The sequence below is a fragment of the Candidatus Nanopelagicales bacterium genome (assembly GCA_037045355.1).
Classification (GTDB): Bacteria; Actinomycetota; Actinomycetes; order S36-B12.
In genome coordinates, this window is sequence record JBAOHO010000016.1 from 76818 (window position 1) to 97296 (window position 20479).

The following is a 20479-nucleotide window of genomic DNA, read 5'->3' on the forward strand; positions in this document are numbered from 1 at the left end:
CTCCGAACCAGAAGGTTAGGCTACCCTAACTAACCCCTACCTGGTTACATCCGGTCGGGCGCGGATACACCGCACAGTCCCAGCCCGTTGGCGATCACCTGCCGGGTCGCGGCACACAGCCACAGTCGGGCAATCGTGACAGGCCCCGGGTCCTCGTCTCCGCGCGGAAGGACCCGACACGAGTCGTAGAACTTGTGGTAAGCCGTCGCGAGATCCTCGAGGTACCGCGCGACCCGGTGGGGCTCGCGCAGTTCGGCCGCTGACGCGACAACGCGCGGGTACTCGGCCAGCGCTCCGAGCAAAAGGGACTCCTGCTCGTGATCGAGCAACTCGGGCTGGAAATCGGCCACCTCGAAGTCGATGCCCAGAGCAGCCGCATTGCGCAGCACCGAGGAGATGCGCGCGTGCGCGTACTGCACATAGAAGACGGGGTTGTCACTGGAGCGTTTGATCAGCAGATCGAGGTCCAAGGTCAGCGGGGAGTCGACCGGGTAGCGGATCAGCGAGTAGCGGGCGGCGTCGACGCCGACCTCGTCGACGAGGTCCTCGAGAGTGATGATGTTGCCCGCCCGCTTGGACAGGCGGACTTCTTCGCCACCCTTGAGCATCTTGACCATCTGACCGATCGGCACCTCGATGTTGAAGTCGGGATCGTCCCCAGCGCAGGCGGCGACCGCCTTCAGTCGCCCCACGTATCCGTGGTGATCAGCGCCGAGCAGATACAGGCAGATGTCGAAGCCACGTTCGCGCTTGTCGATGTAATAGGCCGTGTCACTGGCGAAATACGTGAGCTCTCCGTCGGCCTTGATCAGAACGCGGTCCTTGTCGTCCCCGAACTCGGTCGTGCGCAACCACACCGCCCCGTCCGACTCGTACACATGCCCTTGCCGGCGCAGCTTCGCCATTCCCCGATCGACAGCGCCGGACTCATGCAAGGCGCGTTCGGATGCCCAGACGTCGAAGTGTGTGCGGAACAGATCCAGCACGTCCTTCTGTTGCCGCAACTGGATGGCGTACCCGGCCTCGCGGAATGCCTCGGTGCGCTCCTCCCCGGACAGATCGGCGTATTCAGGGTGGTCGGCCAGGATGCGCGCCGCAAGGTCAGTGATGTAGGCGCCGTGATAACCGTCGGATGGCGCGGGTTGTCCGGCCGCGGCGGCGGCGATCGAGTCCCCGAACTTGTCCATCTGCACGCCGCGGTCGTTGATGTAGAACTCACGGGCGACACTGGCTCCCGCTGCTGCCAGTACGCGCGCGATCGCATCACCCACCGCTGCCCAGCGCGTGTGACCCAGATGCAATGGGCCGGTGGGATTGGCCGAGATGAACTCGACGTTGACCGCAGTGCCCGCCAGTTGGCTGCCGGTGCCGTATCGCTCCCCGGCCGTGACGATCGTGCGCGCGAGTTCGGCTTGGGCACCGGCTTCGACCTTGATGTTGATGAAGCCCGGTCCGGCGATCTCCACCGCCGCGATGCCAGGGGTGCCACGCAACTGATCGGCGATGGCCGTGGCCAACTCCCGGGGCGGGACCCCCACCTTCTTGGATGTCGCCAACGCGACATTCGTCGCATAGTCGCCATGTTCACGGTTGCGAGGCCGTTCCACGCGAACCTGCGGCGTCTCGGTCAACTCGAATCCATGCGCTGCGGCCGCCGCCACGATCGCATCACTGACAGCACTGGCCACGCCTTCAGGAGTCACGCACCCAGGGTAGTGGCCACCTCACAACCGAACCGACCCGCAGGACCCCCCAGGCAGGCACAATGGCCCCATGGGAATCATCCGAACCATCCTGAACATCCTGTGGCTCGTCCTCTCCGGGTTCTGGAGTGCTCTGGGCTACGCGCTGGCCGGGGTCATCATGTTCATCCTCTTCTTCTTGATCATCACGATTCCGTTCGGGATCGCGGCGTTCCGCCTGGCGGGCTACGCTCTGTGGCCATTCGGCAGGACCGTGCGCGCGGATCCCGACGCCGGCGTCGGGAGTTTCATCGGCAACATCATCTGGTTCATCTTCGCGGGCCTGTGGCTGGCGATCGGTCAGTTCGTGACCGGCGTGCTGCTGTGCATCACGATCATCGGGATCCCGTTCGGCATCGCCAACTTCAAGCTCGCCCGGCTGAGCATCAATCCGCTGGGCAAGATGATCGTCCCCATCGACCAGACACCGCAGTCGGGTTACCAGCAGTACGTGCCCGTGCAGTGAACCGTCAGACCGGTTGCGGCTCGCGGTAGGAGTTCATGGTCGCGGTCAGCACTTCACTCCAGGGCGTCGCGGTGATGCCGAAGTGCTGCTGGGCGGCGGTGGAGTCCATGACGAAGGGCGCGGCGAACTGATACGTCGTCTCCCTCACTTCGCGCACGGTCGGACTGAACAGCCCGATGGCCGCCATCATCCAACCGGGATAGGCGCTCACCTTCGGCGCCGGTAGATCGGCGATCGCCGCCAGGTCCGCCACGGCCTGCTCCTGGGTCCGCGGGGGGTTCGACGGGACATGCCAGGCCCGCCCCCAGGACGACTCGTCGGCTCCGGACGCGATGGCCAGGGTTGCGACATCAGTGACATAGGTCCAGGAATGCGGTTGGTCAGTGGCGCCGATGACCTTGACCGCCTTGCCGGCCAGAATGCGCGGGATAACCCGATCGCCCATATGACTTTCGGCGCCGGGCCCGATGTAGTCGCTGGCGCGGACTTCGACGGTCCTCGCCCGTCCCTCGGTGTGTGCCCGCAGCGCATCGGCGAACATCTGAGCTCGAATTCGCCCCTTCGTGCCGCGGGCATCCAGCGGCAGTTCCTCGGTGATGGGTCCTGACACAGGACCGTAGGCATAGAGGTTGGACACCGTCACCAGCACGGCACCCGACAGTTCAGCGGCCGAGAGCAGCGCGGCCGCCATGGGGGGCCAGTCCGTGCCCCAACGGTGGTACTGCGGATTGAGTGCGTTGTAGATGACCGACGCTCCGCGGCACAGCTCGCCCACGGCTTGTGCATCCGAGGCGTCGATCGCCACGCGAGTCGCTCCGGTGACCCCCGGACCCCGCCCGGACCGGGAGGCCAGGATCACGTCGATGCCCGATTGCGCCAGTTCCTCGGCGATGGCGCGCCCCACCGGACCTGCTCCGAAAACAACCTGACCTGACATCCGAGTCTCCCTTCAACCAAGGCGCAAACCGTGAGCGCCGCTCTCGCTTTCCACCTTGCGCCAATGGCGCGGGACTGTCAAGAGCAGTGCTCACATTTCTTACTATCGCTCTCACTTGCCGGTACTGTGGGGCCATGCCCACGAAGACCGCCGCCGGAATCCGAGCTCGCAATCGCCGCGAGCTGACCGCCGCGATCTTGGACTCGGCACGCCGCCAGCTGGCGTCCGAGGGTGCGGCCGCACTGTCTCTGCGGGCGATCGCCCGCGAACTCGATATGGCATCGTCGGCGATCTACCGCTACTTCCCCAGCCGCGATGCCCTACTCACCCAGTTGATCATCGACGCCTTCAACTCTCTGGCGGATGACGTCGCCACCGCGGAGAGCGCCGTTCCTCGGAGCGACCTTGGGGGGAGGTTCCGGGCCATCGGGCGGGCCGTGCGGACCTGGGCTCTCGCGCACGAACACGAATGGTCGCTCGTGTACGGAACTCCGGTTCCCGGCTACGCCGCCCCCCAGGACACGATCGGTCCGGCGACCCGCGTCACCGAGTTGCTGGTCGCGATCATCGCCGACGCGGCGGCGAGGGGCCTGCAACCGGGGCTACCTGTACCGACCCCTGCCGAGGAGCGCACCCTCGCCCCGATCCTGCGAGTGCTCGCTGAGCAGGGCATCACCGTCCCTGCCGAACTGATGTTCCGCGGTCTGATGGCGTGGACTTTGATGTTCGGCGCCGTTTCGTTCGAACTGTTCGGCCAGGTCCACAACGTCGTCACGCACGAACGGGCTGCCCACAACCCGTTCTACGCTGGCGAACTGGATCGGATGGTCGACTACCTGGGCCTCGGGTGACTCACCACAGGTAACTGCGCTTCTCGTCCGGTGGCAACTGCGTGATCTCGACCACCACACCGAGATCCTCTGATCCACCCCCCGCGTACAGACCCTTCAGTGGCGGGACATCGCGATAGTCCCGCCCAGAGGCGACTTTCACGTGGGCGGACGCCACGCGCCGGTCATTCGTGGGGTCGAAGGCTTCCCACCCGCCACACCAGGCCTCGATCCAGGCGTGGCTCTCACCCAGGACCGTCTCACCGATGGTCTCCTCTTCGGTGTGCAGGTACCCGCTGACGTAACGCGCCGGGATACCGAGCGCGCGCAGCAGGGACAACGACGCGTGCGAGAAGTCCTGACAAACCCCCTCTGCCGCAGCCCAGGCCTCGGCAGCCGTTGTGGAGACTGACGTCACGCCGGGGGTGTAGCGGATCCGGGAGTACACCTCGGCCACCACCGCTTCCATCGCTGCCATAGGAGTGGGCAGTGCCCTGAGTTCCTCGAGCATGGCGACCCGAGTCGGATCCTGCCAGGCGTCGTCCACGAAACCGCCCGCTGCGAGGAACTCGCAGAAGCGATCCGTCACAGCGGTGGTGTGAATCTCGTCCCAGGTCACACCGGGCGCCGCCGGATGACCTCCGGGGGTCTCCACGGTCGACAACGCAACGATCTCGAGCACCCGGTGCGGTTCGTGGATGTCGAACGATTCGACCAACGCGCCCCAGTAGTCCTCGTAGGCGTACACCACCCCGCGCGGCTCGATCTGGAGTTCGTGGTTCAGCAGGACCTGGCCACCGACCTCTGCCGGAGTCATACGTACCTCGTTGAACGACGCGTGCACATCGGTGACGTAGCGATACCCGGATCGGTGCGTGATCTTGAGGCGGCGGCCGGGCATCAGTGGCTCCACACGATGGTGCCGGCCTGATGGAAGAACCCGCGAGTAGCGCAGTCGCTGGCGCGTAATGCGGCGAGTTGGGAACGTCCGGCGAGCACATCGATCTCAGCTGGGGAAGGCTCCACCGCGTACTCCAATTGGGACCGCAGCATGCCCACTTCGCGCAACAAGTCGCCACCATCACTGGCGCCCACCCGCTCGAGCCCCCGGACGGACAGCTCCGCCTGCTCAGCACAGGCACGCAGTGATCGCGGGAACGTGTCGTCCAGCACCAGATACCGCCGCACCGAATCGCCATCCATGGGATCGCGCGTCCGCAGGAAAGCGCTCAACGCTCCTGCGGCACGCAGGGTCGCGACCGGTCCGCTGTCCGGCCACAACTGGTCGTGACGCACACCGAGCAGCCGCGCCGTCATGTCGATGCGTTCCAGGGATCGGCCCAAAGAGAGGAACAGGTAGCCCTCATCGCGCGACATGGTCCACTCGACCACGCCGTTGACCACGAGCAGACGCTCCATCACTCGTTGCAGCGCGACCCCGGGGCTGGCCGCGAAGACCATGCCGCGGCTCAGCGCGATGTGTGTGGCGTTCAGCGCCTCGAAGACCTCGCCGGACAACTGATCGCGGATGCTGCGTGCGTTCTCGCGCGCAGCTGCGATGGATCCGACGATGGTGGAAGCGTCCTGAGAAGAGCCGATGACGGCCCCGACCAACCCCGGAGCGTCGTGCACAGGGACGCTGGGAAGTGACAGCGAGTCCAGCAGGATGGCGCACGCTACGTCCTCGGGCACTGTGCGGTCCTCGATCAACAACTGATGGTGCTCCGCAAGCAGGCGAGCCGTGGCCTCGGAACGTTCGATGTAGCGACCGATCCAGAAGAAGGACTCCGCGATCCGACTCAGCATGGGGCTCCCCCTTGCTGTTGTTGTTGGCCCTCCTGCTGTCGGTGGCGCTCGTCGTGGGGCCGGGGAGCATGCGTGCGCGCGATGCCGGTGGTGGGGGTCCGGCGTACCCGTCGGACAGGTCGAGGTGCCAGGCGCCCCGGAACGGCATCGTCATCTTCGAGGACCCACGTGTCCTTCGAGCCGCCGCCCTGACTGGAGTTCACGACCAGAGAGCCCTCGGGCAGGGCCACCCGGGTCAGTCCGCCCGGAAGCACGAAGATGTCCTCGCCGTCATTGACGGCGAACGGTCGCAGGTCCACATGACGAGGGCCGAGGAAACCGTCGTCGACCGCAGTGGGCGCGGTCGAGAACGTGACGACCGGCTGGGCGATCCAGCCCCGGGGATCCTCCAGGACTTTCTCGCGAGTGGCTTCCAACTCCTCGTCAGACGCTTTGGTGCCGATGAGCAGTCCCACTCCCCCGGACGCGTCGGACGGCTTGAGCACCATGCGGTCCATCCGACCCAGGACGAATGAGCGCTGATCGGGGTCCTGCAGGTCGAAGGTGTCGACGTTGGGCAGGATCGGACTCTCGTCCAGGTAGTACGCGATGAGGTCGGGGACATACGGATAGACGGCCTTGTCATCCGCGACACCGTTTCCCACTGCGTTGGCGATCGACACGTGGCCGGAGCGGGCCGCGTTCAGGATTCCCGGCACTCCCAGCACCGAGTCGAACCGGAAATGGAGTGGGTCCAGATACTCGTCGTCGATACGCCGGTAGACGACGTGGACACGCTGCGGCCCGGAGGTCGTGCGCATCCACAAGAATCCGTCCCGGCAGTACAGATCCCGCCCCTCGACCAGTTCGACGCCCATGCGTCGCGCCAGGAACGCGTGCTCATAGTGCGCCGAGTTGTGCACTCCGGGGGTCAACACCACGACGACGGGCTCGTCGACACCGCGTGGGGCGGCGGCTCGCAGCGCGTTCAGCAACTGTTCCGGGTACTCCTCGACCGGACGCACACGGTGACCGCCGAACACCTCGGGCAGCACGTGCGCCAGGGCGCGCCGGTTCTCCAGAACGTAGGACACGCCTGACGGGTTGCGCAGATTGTCCTCGAGCACGCGGAACGCACCCTGTTCGTCTCGGATCAGGTCGATTCCCGCCACGTGGATACGGACCCCGTTGGGTGGGCCGAAGCCGGCGGCCGCACGGTGGAAGTGCGTGCTGGAGACGATGAGGCGGCGCGGCACGATGCCGTCGGCGAGAACCTCTTGAGGTCCGTACAGGTCGGCAAGGAACGCCTCCAGCGCACGAATGCGCTGCTTGACGCCCATCTCGATCCGGGCCCAATCCTCGGCCGTAAGGATGCGCGGTACCAGGTCCAGCGGAAGTGGACGTTCGCGTCCGGACAAGGTGAAAGTGATGCCCTGCTGATCCAGATAGGCGTCGCGCAACCGGCCGCGTTCGAGCATGCCTTCCGGACCCAGTCGCTCCAGTGCCCGCAAGAGCCCGGCGTGAGTCGGGCGCGGATGTTCCTCGGCGTCGTACATCTCGTCGAAGGGCATCCCGCCGGACGACACCCCGGCGGACGACACCCCGGCGGACGACACCCCGGCGGACGGCGTCCCTGGGGAGGGCGTCCCTGCCGAGGGCGTTTCGGCGGACGGCGGGTCCGACTCGACCCGACTCATGCGTCCCTCCCGGGTTTACGCGCTGTTACCGGCGGGTAGCACGATCGCGTCAGCCCTCCGCGGGGGAGGGGGTTGGCGGGGACGTTTCTCAGTCCAGCCACTTCGGCGGCTTCCCCACCAACGCCACGATGGCCCCACCCAAGGCAGCTCCGAGGCCGGTGGACACACTGTCCACTCCCGGCAGGAACCACAAGAACCCGCCGACCACAGCGCCGACGATCCCACCGCCGACAGCGGCAACCGCAACCCACTTGCCCTTGGCGGCCGACCCGGTCGTCGCCACTTCTTTGGAGCGTTCGACTGGGGCGGGGGCAGGCGTCGCAGCCGTACCCGGGTTGTCGAACTGGTCGATCTCGCGCATCAGTTTGGCGAGTTCGTCATCGTCCATGCGCCTACTCTAGTCGCGCAACAGCGAAGAGATACCCCCGAGAAGGTCTCGCGAGACGTGGCGGAGTGAGCGGGACGAGTAGAGGCCATGATCAAGTACCTCGGATCCAAGCGCAGACTTGTTCCTGCCCTGACTGCCATCGCCGCCGCCCTCTCGGCGCGATCGGGCGTGGATCTTTTCACCGGCACGACCCGGGTGGCACGGGCCTGGAAGCAGCATGGCGTCCATGTGACGGCCGTCGACTCCGCTTCCTACAGCCACGTGCTCGCCCGCTGCTTCATCGGCACCGACGCCGCCGACATCGATCATGACGAGGTTCAGCGAGTCGTCGCTGAACTCAACCTGCTGCCCGGCCGCGACGGGTACTTCACCGAGACTTTCTGTCGCCGATCGCGATTCTTCCAAGAGCACAACGGGCAGCGCATCGACGCGATCCGCGACGCGATCGAGGACTTTCGCGGTACCGCCCTGCATCCGGTGCTGTTGACGTCGTTGTTGCTGGCGGCCGACCGAGTGGACTCCACGACTGGTGTCCAGATGGCCTATCTCAAACATTGGGCACCGCGGTCGTTCCACGACCTCCACCTCGAGGTTCCGGACCTCTTACCCGGACCGGGCACCGCCCTGAGGGCCGATGCCACCGCCGTGGTCGACGACCTGCCGTCGGTCGACCTGGCCTACTTGGACCCGCCCTACAACCACCACCGGTACGAATCGAACTACCACATATGGACGACTCTCGTGGCCGGAGACGAGCCGGAGCACTACGGAGTGGCCTGCAAGCGCCTCGACCTGCGCACCGACCCCCACCGCAGCCCATTCAACCGTCGCCGGGAGTTCGCCGGAGCACTCGCCGGGGTTGTCGCGAGCCTGCGGGCAAACACGGTCGTCGTCTCCTATAACGACGAATCCTGGGTCGATGCCCACGAGATTCGACAATGGCTATTGGGGGCGGGGCACCAGCGCGCCGAGGTACTGACCTTCGATTCAGCCCGCTATGTGGGTGCTCGGATCGGTATTCACGATCCCCATGGGGTCAAGGTCGGCACCGTTGGGCGCCTGCGCAACCACGAGATGCTGGTCGTGGCCGGATCCACCGATGACGTCGCAGCGGCACTCGACGCAGCGCGCTCCCACGGAGGCGTGGTAGTCGCACTGGCCCACGGCAGATGATCCGAGTAGAGTCCCCATTCGGCGACTGATCTGGCGCCCTCCCTCCACGACCTCCTCAGAGGTATTTCGGCCCTTTAGCATGCACTCGGGCGCAAATCCCGCAAGACTGGGCGGCGTGTCGCGAACGATTCGGTTACTTCTGCTGTCGGTTCTTGGTCTGATCACGGCGGGGGCTGCTGTCCCAGCCGCAGCCAAGGCGCCCGCAGCGCCGCAACTGCTTGAGTATCCGATGCCCCCCCGGGCACTGCCCGACGCTTTGAGCGACAAGGCCCAGGCGGCTCTGCCCAAGGTCGAGCGTCGCGTGGTGTCCGTGATCGGTGACGCCATGGACCAGGAGGCGCTGATGCCGGTCCAGGTCGTCTCAGCCCTGTACATCAAACGCGCCTTCCGCAAGTCCCTGGGCAATGCAGCCTTCGACAGCGCGCTGAGGATCGCGTGGCGCGAGAGCCGCCTGCTGCCCAACGTCGTCAATGACACCAACACGAACGGGACGAAGGACTGGGGCTTGTTCCAGTTGAACGATGGCGGAACCCTGCAGTTCGCCGGTGGCGCGCCCGGGCCTGATGTCCTGCGACCCAACTGGAATGCCCGCGCGGCCGCCCGGATCGTCTCACAGGTCGGCTGGGGCCCCTGGGGCGGAATGCTCTGACTCTTGCCTGCAGCGGGTCAGCGCACGGCTGCGCCGTCTGATGGAGTGACCGCGAACAGTTCAGGGGCGACACCGGTCGCCGCCAGGTAGCGCCGCGAGATCTCGGCGGAAGCCGACTCGACCGCCGAGTTCTCGATGAGATTGACGGTGCAGCCGCCGAAACCGGCACCCGTCATGCGAGCGCCGATGACTCCGGGAGTCGCCCACGCGGCCTCCGCGAGCGCATCCAGGTGGGGACCCGTCACACGGAAGTCATCGCGCAGGGATTCGTGGGACTGCCGCATGAGAGCGCCGACCCGCGCGAGGTCGCCTGCTGCCAAGGCTTCGGCCGCAGCGATGACACGCTGATGCTCAGTAATGCTGTGCCGCGCCGCGGCGAGGAGGTCCTGTTCGGCCAACGCCGGTTCCAGACGGTCGAGGGTGGCCAGGTCAACAGACACCAGATCGGGGAACGATCTCTCCGATTCGGCGTTGATGACGTCGAAGGCTCGATCGACGGCCGCGCGGCGCTCGTTGTAGGCGGAGTCGGCCAACTGCCTGCGGTGGTTGGTGTTGGCGATGACCACCGTACAAAGATCGACCGGCATCGGAACGTACCGGCACTCCAGGCTCGCGCAGTTCATGAGGATGGCGTTGCCGGCTCGACCCTGCGCGATCGCCAGTTGATCCATGATCCCCGACGCCACCCCGATGTACGAGTTCTCCGCGCGCTGGCAGAGCTGCGCCCACCCCGCGGCATCGAGCCCGAACCCGAACTGCGCCTCAAGACCGACGGCCACCGCCATCTCCACACTGGCGGAACTGGACAGGCCCCCACCCTCGGGGATGTTGCCCGTGAGATAGATGTCGAATCCGTGAGTGGGTGTGAAGCCTTCTCCTGCAGCCGTGTCCACGACAGCCAACACGTAGGAGAACCACTCGTGGTCGGGATCGAACCCGGTCGCACCCAGCCGCGCGCTCACGACCCCGATGTCCGGGAAGTTCTCGGAATACCCGCGCACCACGGGCTCGGTCCGGGGAAGGAACACCGCGGTGGTCCCGCGATCCAGTGCCATCGGAAGCACCAGTCCCCCGCTGTAGTCGATGTGGTCACCGATCAGATTCACCCGTCCCGGGGATCGCACCACAATCGCCGGTTGTTCCGTCGCAGGCCCGAAGATCTCGACCGCAGCGTCGATCTGCCCGTTACGAGTGACCACCGTCAGCCGCCCCTTTCCCGTGAGCGGCGCTCCTCCGCCTCTTGCGCCCGCATCTGTTCGGGCGTGGGAGCGCCCCCGCCGAAGCGAGCGGGCCACCACCACGTTCCGGGGGCCGGCTTGTCCGGGTAGCGCTCGATGGTGTCGTCGTACAACTTCACCATCGCCGCTCGCATCCGCCCGGTTGCGGCGTCCGCATCCTCTGCCGGGTCGAACATCAACGGCGGACCCAGGGTCAGGGACACGGTGGCTCCGCGTTCGAGGTCGCGTTTGTGCCCCTTGGTCCACAACCGCTGGCCGCCGAACGTGATCATCGGAACGACGGGCACGCCAGCTGCGGCCGCCATTCGCACCGCGCCCGTCTTGAACTCCTTGAGTTCGAAGGACTGGCTGATGGTCGCCTCCGGGAAGACTCCGACCACCTCACCTTGCCGTAGCGAATCGACCGCACGATCGAACGCATGAGACCCCGCCGACCTGTCGACCGGGATGTGATGCATCGATCTCATGAGGGGTCCGGAGATGCGGTGATCGAAGGTGGACTTCTTCGCCATGAAGCGGACCAGACGGTGGGCGGGTCGAGCAGCGTAGCCGCAGAAGATGAAGTCCAAGTATGAGACGTGGTTGCTCGCCAGCACGGCACCTCCCGTGCGCGGGAGATTCTCGCCGCCGGTCGTGACGAAGCTCAGATTGAGCAGACGGAAGAAGCCGTAGCCGCTCAGGATGATGGGCGGATAGGTGATGTCCAGCACCCCGCCACGCTATCGAAAGCACGGCCCGATGGTCCTCCCGGCGGCACACTGGGGCCCATGCCTGCAGTCGACGATACCGATCCCACCACGAGCGGATTCACCCTCGACCTGGCCGGCGGCCCGTCGGATGTCGTGTTCCTCGCCGCTGGGATGGCACTGTTCGCAGCGATCTTGTGGCTGGTCTACCGCACGATGCAGCACCCCCGCTTGCCGGTGATCCGCTCCGACACCGCGGCGCCGCGGGCGAACTGGGCGGGGGTGCTCCGTTACGTGGTCACGATCCCGATCATGATGTGCTTCTGGCTGCTCGCACTGTTCCTGCTCCTATCCGCCGCTGCGATCGAACGGACCGCCGAAGAGGTCGTTGTCGCTTCTGTGGCCATCGTCGGCGGCGCCCGCTTGCTCGCTCACACGAACGAGGCGATCGCGCATGAACTGGCCAAGACAGTGCCGATCGCGATCCTAGGCTTCTTGCTGATCGGCGGAGGATTCGCAGGAGTCGAGCAGTTCGAGCAGATCCTGAGCACAGCCCCGGGCGATCTCATGGACTCCTACTTGGTTGCGCTCATCTGTTTCGATGTCCTGCTGACGGCGATCTGGTTCGTCGTTCTGAGGCTGCGCTGGTTCCGACTGCAACGGCGTGCTGCCGAGGACAAACCGCGCCTGGGACCCTGGGGGCGCCTGTTCGCCCGCCTGCGCCGCATCGGCTACGGGCCGGGGCCACATGGTGGGGAGGAGTCGGCCGACGCCGGGATGAGAGGATCTCCCCATGGAGAAACCTGAGATCGATTTCCCTGAAGGCGACCCCCCGACCGAACTCGTCATCCGAGACATCGTGGTCGGCGAGGGAGCCGAAGCCACACCGGGCGCCACGGTCGAGGTCCACTACGTGGGCGTCGACTTCGGCACCGGGGAGGAGTTCGACTCCTCGTGGAACCGCGGCGATTCCATCGAGTTCCCCCTCCGAGGTCTGATCCAGGGGTGGCAGGACGGGATACCGGGCATGCGCGTCGGAGGACGACGTGAGCTTGTGATCCCACCGGCCCAGGCGTACGGCGAGAGTGGCGGTCACCGGCTCGCTGGCCGCACATTGATCTTCGTGATCGATCTGCTCGACGTCCGTTGAATCGGTGACGCGGCTGCCGTTCGAGATCGAGGCGACACTCGCCGACCACGGGGAACCGTCGGCCCGAGGCCGCGCCGGTGTGATCTATACGCCACATGGTCCGATCCGGACCCCGGCCTTCGTCCCGGTGGGCACCAAAGCCACCGTGAAGTCGGTCCTCCCTGAGTCGTTGGCAGCACTGGGGGCACAGGCGGTTCTGGCCAATGCCTATCACCTGTACCTGCAGCCGGGGCCAGACATCGTGGCCGCGGCCGGGGGTGTCGGGGCCTTCATGAATTGGCCGGGCCCGACCTTCACCGACAGCGGTGGGTTCCAGGTGATGTCCCTGGGCGTGGGCTTCAAGAAAGTTCTAGCGATGGATCCGACAGCCATTGCCTCGGACGATGTGATTGCCCCCGGCAAGGACCGGTTGGCGCACGTCGACGAGGATGGCGTCACCTTCAAGTCCCATCTCGACGGTTCGATGCATCGCTTCACTCCCGAGATCTCCATGCAGGTGCAACGGCAGATCGGTGCGGACATCATCTTCGCCTTCGATGAGTGCACCACGATCATGAACACGCGCACCTACCAAGAACAATCCGTCGCACGTACCCAGCGGTGGGCCGTGCGCTGCCTCGACGAACATCGCCGCCTTGCCGAGGTGCACCCGGACCTCCCGCGCCAGGCCCTGTTCGGTGTCGTCCAAGGGGCGCAGTTCGAGGACCTCCGTCGCCGGGCAGCCGCTGACCTGGCAGCTCTGGATCTCGATGGATACGGCATCGGTGGAGCCTTGGACAAAGCTGAACTCGGCACGATCGTGTCGTGGGTCTGCGCTGAACTGCCGACGGACCGACCTCGTCATCTGCTCGGGATCGGCGAACCGGACGACCTGTTCCCCGCGATCGCAGCCGGTGCCGACACCTTCGACTGTGTGGCCGCGTCAAGGGTGGCGCGAAACGCTTCCGCCTACCGTCCGGAGGGCCGGTTCAATCTCGTGTCGGCCGCGAATCGGCGCTGCTTCGAACCAATCGACGAGGAGTGCGACTGCTACACGTGCGGGCATTACACCCGCGCGTACCTGCACCATCTGTTCAAGGCCAAGGAGATGCTCGCTGCGACTTTGGTGACCATTCACAACGAGCGGTTCATCGTGCGGCTGGTCGATCAGATCCGGGACAGCATCATCATGGGCTCATTCCGGGAGTTGGAAGCGGAGTTCCTGGGTCGCTACCGCACTGCCGCTTCGGCGTAGGTCGGCTCGGCCCGCTTCACGGCCGCGATGATGCGGTACGTGACCGGCAGCAGGATCACTTCGACGGCCGTCTTGTACAGGTAGCCCACGATGACGTAGTTCAGGAACTCCGCGCCGGTGATGATTCCGTAGAAGGCAACCGTGCAGAACACGACGGTATCGGCCAACTCCCCGACCGCAGTCGACCCCAGCAACCGCAGCCACAGCGACTTCTCCTTGGTTCTTTCCTTGATCCGGACCAGAACGTAGGCGTTGAGCAACTGCCCCGCCAAGAAGCCCAGGATGCTGGCGAGCACGATCCGAGGCACGAATCCGAGAACCGCCTCGAAGGCCTCCTGGTTGGGCCACCCGTCAGCAGCAGGTGACACCTGGATGAGCAGGAAAGTCACCGCCGCCAGGATCGACATCGCGAATCCGAGCATGATCGCCCTACGAGCCGCCCGGAAGCCGTACACCTCGGTGATCACATCGCCGAGGATGTAAACCAAGGGGAACAGGAAGGCTCCGCCATCGGTGATGAGGGGCCCGACCGCGATCAGTTTCGTCGCCCCGATGTTGGACAGGATCAACAGCCCGACGAAGACGGCCACCAGCGTGGGGTAGGGACCGCCTGGAACGCTCGCGAACCGGATATCAGCGGGGGTACGGGTGGCAGTCATACGAAGACCATTGAAACAGGAGATCTAGTTTCATTGAGACAGCAGTCAGTACCCCGACGTTTGCGATGCATCGCAGGCTTGGATCGGTCCGGGAACCGATGTGGATCCGGGAACCGATGTGGCTCCGGGAACGTGTGGCATTGCGCACGCCTTCGGATCGGTGGGTTTGATGCTCGAGACGTCGGGCACGACGAGGGCCAAAGCATCGACAAGATTGGAATGCAGCGTGCTGAAGGGATTCAAGGACTTCATCCTTCGGGGGAATGTCATCGATTTGGCAGTCGCGGTCGTCATCGGCGCCGCTTTCACGGCCGTTGTCACCGCTGTGACCAAGGGCCTCATCCAACCGATCATCAACATGTTCTTCGGGCTCCTCGGAATTGGTGCCGAGGGTGTTGGCGGCACACTCAGCCTCCCCTACGGTCAGACCCTGGATCTCGGACTCATGATCACCGCGGTCATCACATTCCTGATCACCGCATTGGTTGTCTACTTCGTCTTCGTGGCGCCCATGAACGCCGCCAAAGCCCGCTTCGCCAAGACCCCCGAGGAGGAGGCTGAAGAGCAGATCGAACTTCTCCGGGACATCCGCGACCTGCTCGTTGATCCCGAGGCGGCCCGGGCGCGGCTGGCCGAGTCGGACTCCAAGGACTCGACTAGCTGACCGAGCGCGCCAGATCCCGCGCCACGGATCGCAGCAACTCCGCGGCGCGGGCAATCGCGTCCGCGGAGTCCCTGGCGTGGGACAGCAGAGTGGTCACACCGGCGACACCGGCGGCCTGGGCCACCTCCGGCGTCAAGTTCGACTGCCCCGCTACGACCAACACAGGGGTGTTCCCCGCCGCGCTCACGACGCCCGACACGACCTTGCCGTGCAGGGATTGCTCATCGAAGCGACCTTCGCCAGTGATGACGAGGTCGGCTGAGTCACACAGGCGGGCAAGGCCGGTGACCCGCATGATCAAGTCGATGCCGGACTGACGTTCACCCCCGAGAAGCATCAGTCCGAACCCCAGACCGCCTGCCGCACCGGCTCCGGGTCGGGTGATCAGGTCAGGCGCAGCGCAGCAGCTCGCGAAGCCGCCGAGGATCGACTCGAGTCGGTCGATATCGGCCGGTGTCGCCCCCTTCTGCGGTCCGAACATTCGACTCGCACCTTCGGGACCTAGCAGCGGGTTGTCCACATCGCTGGCTATCACGATGTCTATGCCGGCCACGGCCGCGCGAGCGGGCGCAACGTCGACATCCGCCACTTCGACCAGCCCTGCCGGACCGAGACTCATGTCCTGCGGGGGCGCCCTCCTCGTTGCGCGCCACCGCCCCCAGCGCGGCCAAGAGGCCCGCGCCGGCATCGTTCGTGGCCGATCCCCCGAGTCCGACGATCATTCGCCCGGCACCGGCCGCCACGGCGCGGCGAATTAGTTCGCCGACGCCGTAGGTCGTGGCGCGCATCGGATCCCGGTGCCGCCCATCCACCAGGTGCAAGCCACATGCCTGCGCGGATTCGACGTACCAGTCCGACCCGGACACGAACGTCCGTGCCGGGGTCGGTTCCCGCATCGGTCCACTCACGTCAGTGATTGCGATCTGACCCGGGACGCCGGTCGCGAGACAGTCGATGAACCCGGGACCGCCGTCGGACAAGGGCACTTCGACGACGTCGTCACCGGGTCGGATGTCGCTCCAGCCGTGGTGGAACTCGGCTGCGACTTCAGACGCCGGCAAAGATCCGGCGAACTTGTCGGGCGCGATGACCACTCTCACCTGGCCAACGGTAAGCCCGGACATGCCATGAACGACCTCCACGAGCCACATCTTCACCGGGCTGATCCGGGGCGTAGGTTGGACTCTGAGGTGATCGCATGTCAGTTCTGGTGGTTTACGAATCGATGTTCGGCGATGCGCGTGAGATCGCCGAGGCGATCACCGCCGGCATCGCGGCCAACCACCCAGCGCGATGTGTCGACGTGAGCGAAGCGCCAGACGAGATCCCGGTCGACGTCACGTTGCTCGTGGTCGGAAGCCCCAACCATGCGTTCGGCCTTCCCCGCCCCGAGAGTCGGGCTGACGCGGCCAAGCAGGCCGAAGGGCGGCCACTCGTGTCGCAGGGCCGAGGAATCCGCGAGTGGCTCGAGGTGGTGCATCCAGCCGGTGCGACGAAGGCGGCCACTTTCGACACTCGGATGGATCACCCCAAGATGCTCACCAAGATGGATCACGCGTCACGCACGTCCGCCAAGCGACTCAAGAAGGCCGGTTTCGACGTGCCCACGGACTCGGAGCATTTTGTTGTGAGCGATGTCCAGGGCCCGTTGGCTCCCGGTGAGGTCGAACGAGCTGAGCAGTGGGGACAGGCCTTGAGCCGCTACGCCTGATCTATCGGGCCTCGGCGTGGTGAGCCTCAGCAGCCGGGTGCCGGTAGCGCGGATCGCTGGATCAGGGTTGGACACCGCGAGCAGTGGATTTCTCGGCGAGCGCCACCAGTGAATCACCGGTGAGCCGGTTCACGGTCCACTCGCCCATCCACTGCGCCCCTTGACTGCGATAGAAATCGATCGCAGGCGTGTTCCAGTCCAGCACCCACCACTCCAGCCGACCGTACCCGCGCTCGACACATTCGCGGGCCAAGCGAGCCAGCAGAGCCTCGCCGAAGCCGCGACCGCGGAACTGAGGCCGGACATAGAGGTCTTCAAGGTAGATGCCGTGCCGTCCCAGCCAGGTCGAGAAGTTCAAGAACCACAGGGCGATGCCGGCCAGCTCGTCGCCACCGGTGTCGAGGACGAAGCAGTGGACGGCCGGAGCACCCGAGGGGGTGTCCCGACCATCGAAGAGCGCCGCTCGCAACTGATCCTCGGTCGCAACCGCTGCCGTCGGTTCGCGTTCGTACTCCGCGAGTTCACGGATCATCGCCAGGATGTCGGGGACATCCGCGGGTTCCGCTGCACGGATTCGAGCATCGCCGATGGTTGTCATGGCGGTCAGCCTGCCAGGTCAGTGTGAAGAACACTCAGCGCACAATCCGAAGATCTCCAGCGTGTGGCTGACATCGGTGAAGCCCCGGTCGGCGGCGACCCGATTTGTCCAGTTCTCGACAGCGACTCCAGAGACTTCCTCCGTCCGGCCGCACGACCGGCAGACCAGGTGGTGGTGATGTCCTGCGCTGCAGGACCGATAGAGGGTCTCACCATCGGGGCGGATCAGGGCGTCCACTTCTCCGCGATCGGCCATGCGGGCAAGGGATCGGTAGACCGTGGCGAGGCCGATCCGGTCGCCGCGGCTGCGCAGGGTCTCGTGCAGTTGTTGGGCACTTCGGAACTCGCCAGTGTCCGCGAGGAGATCCCGGATCGCCACCTGTTGCCGTGTCAGTCGGGGTTCCACACTCGTCACGGTGCCTCCTCAGGTCGATCTGTGGCTGAGAGACTGCGCCACCGCGGCGACGACGAACACGGCCAGCGCCAATATCACGATCGCAGGTCCCGGGGGGAGGTCCAGATAGAAGGAGATCACCAGCCCGACGACTGCGGAGAAGACTCCGATCACGACGCCGGTGACGGCTGTGGCGGCGAATGATCGCGTGAACTGCTGCGCTGCGGCGATAGGCACGATCATGATCGCGGACACAAGAAGCAGGCCGACGGTCCTCATCCCGATCACGACCGTGACGGCTGTCAGAACGCTGAGGAGAAGACTCATGGCGCGGACGCGGATGCCTTGAACATGAGCCAGATCGGGGTCCAGCGAAACGAGGAACAACTCCCTGCCGAAGACTGCGAGGACGAATCCCGTCGCGGCAGCCGCCACAGCGAGAACGACGATGTCGGCGGCGGCCACAGTGGCCAGTGACCCGAACAGGTACTGATTCAACGAGGCCGACGAGTTTCCCGGTGACAATGACGCCAGCAACACGCCGCCCGCGATTCCGCCGTAGAACACCAACGCCAGCGCGACATCGCCGACCGTCCTGCTGCGGTACCTGATCAGCTCGACCGCGAGTGCGCCACACACTGCGATGACGAGAGCGGTGGTCACGGGCTGTGTTCCGACGAGAAAGGCCAGGCCCACGCCGGTCAGTGCGACATGCCCCATACCGTCGCCGAGCAACGCGAGACGACGCTGCACCAGGAACACGCCCACGAGCGGAGCGAGCAGTCCGATGATCAGCGAGGCGATGAGGGCTCGCTGCATGAAGTCGTAGGACAGAAGACTCATGGCCCACCCCACACTCCCGCGTCGGCAGCAGGCGGATCATGGTGACCATGGGGGTCATGCAGAGTCGTCGGTGGCGGTGGCGGACCGTCGTACAGGACCGATCCTGCCGGTTGGCGACCCAAGACGACGACACGAGACACGAGGTCGGCGAGCACCCCCAACTCATGGGTCACCAAGATGACCGTGGCACCCTGACCGCGCAGTTCCGCAAGCATGTCGTGCAGCCGCCCGACGTTGTCCTGGTCGACCCCGGCTGTCGGTTCATCGAGCAGCAGGACGTCCGCACCCTTGGCCAACGCCGCCGCGGTCATGACTCTGCGCTGTTGACCGCCCGACAACTCGTGGAAGGACGTCGTGCGGCGCTCCCACAGCCCCACCCTCTCCAGGGCGGCTTGGACCCGCTCGCTGCGCCCGCGGGGTCGCCAACGACCCGCCGGCGAGATGAGTCCGGCGTTGACTACCTCGCGCACCGACACCGGGACCGCTCCGGCCGCCAGCAGATGCTGCGGCACGTAGCCGATTCGCGCCCAGTCCGCGAAGCGGTTGACCGGGGTACCGAGAATCTCCGCCGTGCCCTGGGTCAGCGGTTGCAGACCCAGCAGGACTCGCATCAGCGTCGTCTTGCCCGATCCGTTCTCTCCCAACAGCGCCAGGAACTCCCCCGGTTCTATTGCGAGGTCGATCCCCCCCAGGACGGTCTCACCGCCGAGGTCGACCCTCCCATCGGTGACCTGGAAGGTCAGGGACACGGTTGTCCCTTGACGACAGTGGCGAGGTTGTCGTCCATGACAGTGAGGTAGTTCTGGTCACTACCGGCAGGCAGGCCCTCGAGCGGGTCCAGTACCGCTGTGCGGGCGCCGGTCTCGGCGGCCACCGTCTCGGCGACCTTCGGATCGACGAGCGTCTCGAAGTAGATGGTGCGGACGTCGTTCGATCGCACGAAGTCGGTCACCTCTGCCACCTTGCCAGGGCTTGGCTCGGCCTCGGGCGAGAGCCCACTGATGCCCACCTGAGTGAAGTCGTAACGGGCGGCGAGGTAGCCGAAGGCCTCGTGGCTGACGACCAGATCCCGGCTGGAGCATTTGGCAGTCTGTTGGGCCCATTGACGGTCCAGTGCCGTGAGTTGGCCGTCCAGGTCATCGGCGTTACGTGCGAAGGTCTCGGCGCCGCCTGGCGCGACTTGAGCGAGTTTGCCCTCGACTGTGCCGGCAATGGTGACCATGTTCTGCGGATCGAGCCAGATGTGCGGATCGTTCCCGATCAAGGGAATACCCGCGCTGACATCGACGGCCCGGTCCGCACCGACCTGCTCCACCGCCTGATCGACTGCTGGCTGGAAGCCCTTGATGTACAAGATCAGGTCCGCCTCGCCGAGTTCCGCCACCTGCTGCGGTGACAGTTCGACATCGTGAGGTTCGGCGCCGGCAGGTGTGAGCCCGACTACGGTGACGGCATCACCGCCCACCTGCTCGGCCGCGAACTGCAGGGGGTAGAAGGCGGCCATGACGGTCACCTCCTGACCATCGGCTGAGGATTCGGAGGAGCTTGTGTCAGCCGATGCGCAGGCTGTCAACACCAGCGCGGTCAGGCCGGCAACGAGAGTTCGAGACATGAGAGACATACCTCATGCAATCGC

At 65.6% G+C, this 20479-nt stretch carries 24 protein-coding genes; 9 read left to right on the forward strand and 15 right to left on the reverse strand.

Translation table 11 applies throughout. The features are described from left to right. Positions 1-44 precede the first annotated feature (44 nt). A complete protein-coding gene (gene argS, locus V9E98_10135; protein ID MEI2717338.1) occupies positions 45-1703 on the reverse strand; it encodes an arginine--tRNA ligase in 1659 nt (552 codons plus the stop codon). A 70-nt stretch (positions 1704-1773) separates the two neighbouring features. Here argS and V9E98_10140 point away from each other — a divergent pair, with 70 nt between their 5' ends. Beyond that, positions 1774-2208 (forward strand): YccF domain-containing protein, encoded by a 435-nt coding sequence (locus V9E98_10140; GenBank protein MEI2717339.1) that lies wholly within the window; start codon positions 1774-1776, stop codon positions 2206-2208. A 4-nt stretch (positions 2209-2212) separates the two neighbouring features. On the opposite strand, the gene V9E98_10145 is transcribed toward V9E98_10140, so the two are convergent. Further along, positions 2213-3145 (reverse strand): NAD-dependent epimerase/dehydratase family protein, encoded by a 933-nt coding sequence (locus V9E98_10145; protein MEI2717340.1) that lies wholly within the window; start codon positions 3143-3145, stop codon positions 2213-2215. 134 nt (positions 3146-3279) lie between these two features. Here V9E98_10145 and V9E98_10150 point away from each other — a divergent pair, with 134 nt between their 5' ends. Beyond that, entirely contained in the window at positions 3280-3996 is a 717-nt protein-coding gene (locus V9E98_10150; GenBank protein ID MEI2717341.1) for a TetR/AcrR family transcriptional regulator, read from the forward strand. Between the two features lies 1 nt (position 3997). Here V9E98_10150 and V9E98_10155 read toward each other — a convergent pair whose 3' ends face one another. The 4 genes from V9E98_10155 to V9E98_10170 all read right to left on the reverse strand — a co-directional run bounded on the left by V9E98_10155 (position 3998) and on the right by V9E98_10170 (position 7845). Next, on the reverse strand, positions 3998-4876 hold the full coding sequence (locus tag V9E98_10155) for a transglutaminase family protein (protein MEI2717342.1): 879 nt from the start codon (positions 4874-4876) through the stop codon (positions 3998-4000). Beyond that, a complete protein-coding gene (locus V9E98_10160) occupies positions 4876-5781 on the reverse strand; it encodes an alpha-E domain-containing protein (protein MEI2717343.1) in 906 nt (301 codons plus the stop codon). The genes V9E98_10155 and V9E98_10160 overlap by 1 nt, the downstream gene beginning before the upstream one ends. After that, a complete protein-coding gene (locus tag V9E98_10165; protein MEI2717344.1) occupies positions 5775-7457 on the reverse strand; it encodes a circularly permuted type 2 ATP-grasp protein in 1683 nt (560 codons plus the stop codon). The genes V9E98_10160 and V9E98_10165 overlap by 7 nt, the downstream gene beginning before the upstream one ends. A gap of 88 nt (positions 7458-7545) precedes the next feature. After that, complete coding sequence (locus tag V9E98_10170; GenBank protein ID MEI2717345.1) at positions 7546-7845, reverse strand: hypothetical protein; 300 nt, start codon at positions 7843-7845, stop codon at positions 7546-7548. A gap of 87 nt (positions 7846-7932) precedes the next feature. Here V9E98_10170 and V9E98_10175 point away from each other — a divergent pair, with 87 nt between their 5' ends. Next, entirely contained in the window at positions 7933-9018 is a 1086-nt protein-coding gene (locus tag V9E98_10175) for a DNA adenine methylase (protein MEI2717346.1), read from the forward strand. 115 nt (positions 9019-9133) lie between these two features. Next, entirely contained in the window at positions 9134-9667 is a 534-nt protein-coding gene (locus V9E98_10180) for a hypothetical protein (protein ID MEI2717347.1), read from the forward strand. Positions 9668-9684: 17 nt separating this feature from the next. Here V9E98_10180 and V9E98_10185 read toward each other — a convergent pair whose 3' ends face one another. Continuing rightward, positions 9685-10866, reverse strand: a complete 1182-nt coding sequence (locus tag V9E98_10185) for a galactokinase (protein ID MEI2717348.1) — start codon at positions 10864-10866, stop codon at positions 9685-9687. A gap of 2 nt (positions 10867-10868) precedes the next feature. Beyond that, complete coding sequence (locus V9E98_10190; GenBank protein ID MEI2717349.1) at positions 10869-11615, reverse strand: lysophospholipid acyltransferase family protein; 747 nt, start codon at positions 11613-11615, stop codon at positions 10869-10871. A 57-nt stretch (positions 11616-11672) separates the two neighbouring features. Here V9E98_10190 and V9E98_10195 point away from each other — a divergent pair, with 57 nt between their 5' ends. Genes V9E98_10195 through tgt form a run of 3 tightly spaced genes read left to right on the forward strand, consistent with a single transcriptional unit; the run spans position 11673 to position 13975 of the window. Further along, entirely contained in the window at positions 11673-12398 is a 726-nt protein-coding gene (locus V9E98_10195; GenBank protein ID MEI2717350.1) for a hypothetical protein, read from the forward strand. After that, complete coding sequence (locus V9E98_10200) at positions 12385-12741, forward strand: FKBP-type peptidyl-prolyl cis-trans isomerase (GenBank protein MEI2717351.1); 357 nt, start codon at positions 12385-12387, stop codon at positions 12739-12741. Before V9E98_10195 ends, V9E98_10200 begins: the two co-directional genes overlap by 14 nt. A 4-nt stretch (positions 12742-12745) precedes the next feature. Then, entirely contained in the window at positions 12746-13975 is a 1230-nt protein-coding gene (gene tgt, locus V9E98_10205) for a tRNA guanosine(34) transglycosylase Tgt (protein ID MEI2717352.1), read from the forward strand. Here tgt and V9E98_10210 read toward each other — a convergent pair. Next, on the reverse strand, positions 13951-14634 hold the full coding sequence (locus tag V9E98_10210; GenBank protein MEI2717353.1) for a queuosine precursor transporter: 684 nt from the start codon (positions 14632-14634) through the stop codon (positions 13951-13953). The two genes, tgt and V9E98_10210, sit on opposite strands and share 25 nt — an antisense overlap. A gap of 169 nt (positions 14635-14803) precedes the next feature. Here V9E98_10210 and mscL point away from each other — a divergent pair, with 169 nt between their 5' ends. Beyond that, the gene (gene mscL, locus V9E98_10215) at positions 14804-15298 is read left to right on the forward strand and encodes a large conductance mechanosensitive channel protein MscL (GenBank protein MEI2717354.1); all 495 of its coding nucleotides are present in this window, start codon (positions 14804-14806) and stop codon (positions 15296-15298) included. Here the strand turns inward: mscL and V9E98_10220 are convergent. Then, positions 15291-15917 carry a glycerate kinase gene (locus V9E98_10220; GenBank protein ID MEI2717355.1) on the reverse strand — a complete coding sequence of 209 codons (627 nt, stop codon included), beginning with the start codon at positions 15915-15917 and terminating at the stop codon, positions 15291-15293. The two genes, mscL and V9E98_10220, sit on opposite strands and share 8 nt — an antisense overlap. 579 nt (positions 15918-16496) lie before the next feature. Between V9E98_10220 and V9E98_10225 the strand changes: the two genes are divergently transcribed. Continuing rightward, positions 16497-17009, forward strand: a complete 513-nt coding sequence (locus tag V9E98_10225; protein ID MEI2717356.1) for a hypothetical protein — start codon at positions 16497-16499, stop codon at positions 17007-17009. 61 nt (positions 17010-17070) lie between these two features. Here V9E98_10225 and V9E98_10230 read toward each other — a convergent pair whose 3' ends face one another. From V9E98_10230 to V9E98_10250, 5 genes are read right to left on the reverse strand one after another with little or no spacing between them, the layout of a single operon-like run. Further along, complete coding sequence (locus tag V9E98_10230) at positions 17071-17607, reverse strand: GNAT family N-acetyltransferase (protein MEI2717357.1); 537 nt, start codon at positions 17605-17607, stop codon at positions 17071-17073. A gap of 18 nt (positions 17608-17625) precedes the next feature. After that, positions 17626-18021 carry a Fur family transcriptional regulator gene (locus V9E98_10235; GenBank protein ID MEI2717358.1) on the reverse strand — a complete coding sequence of 132 codons (396 nt, stop codon included), beginning with the start codon at positions 18019-18021 and terminating at the stop codon, positions 17626-17628. A 9-nt stretch (positions 18022-18030) separates the two neighbouring features. Next, a complete protein-coding gene (locus V9E98_10240) occupies positions 18031-18843 on the reverse strand; it encodes a metal ABC transporter permease (protein ID MEI2717359.1) in 813 nt (270 codons plus the stop codon). Beyond that, on the reverse strand, positions 18840-19592 hold the full coding sequence (locus V9E98_10245; GenBank protein ID MEI2717360.1) for a metal ABC transporter ATP-binding protein: 753 nt from the start codon (positions 19590-19592) through the stop codon (positions 18840-18842). The genes V9E98_10240 and V9E98_10245 overlap by 4 nt, the downstream gene beginning before the upstream one ends. After that, positions 19583-20347, reverse strand: a complete 765-nt coding sequence (locus tag V9E98_10250; GenBank protein MEI2717361.1) for a metal ABC transporter substrate-binding protein — start codon at positions 20345-20347, stop codon at positions 19583-19585. Before V9E98_10250 ends, V9E98_10245 begins: the two co-directional genes overlap by 10 nt. Positions 20348-20479: the final 132 nt, after the last annotated feature.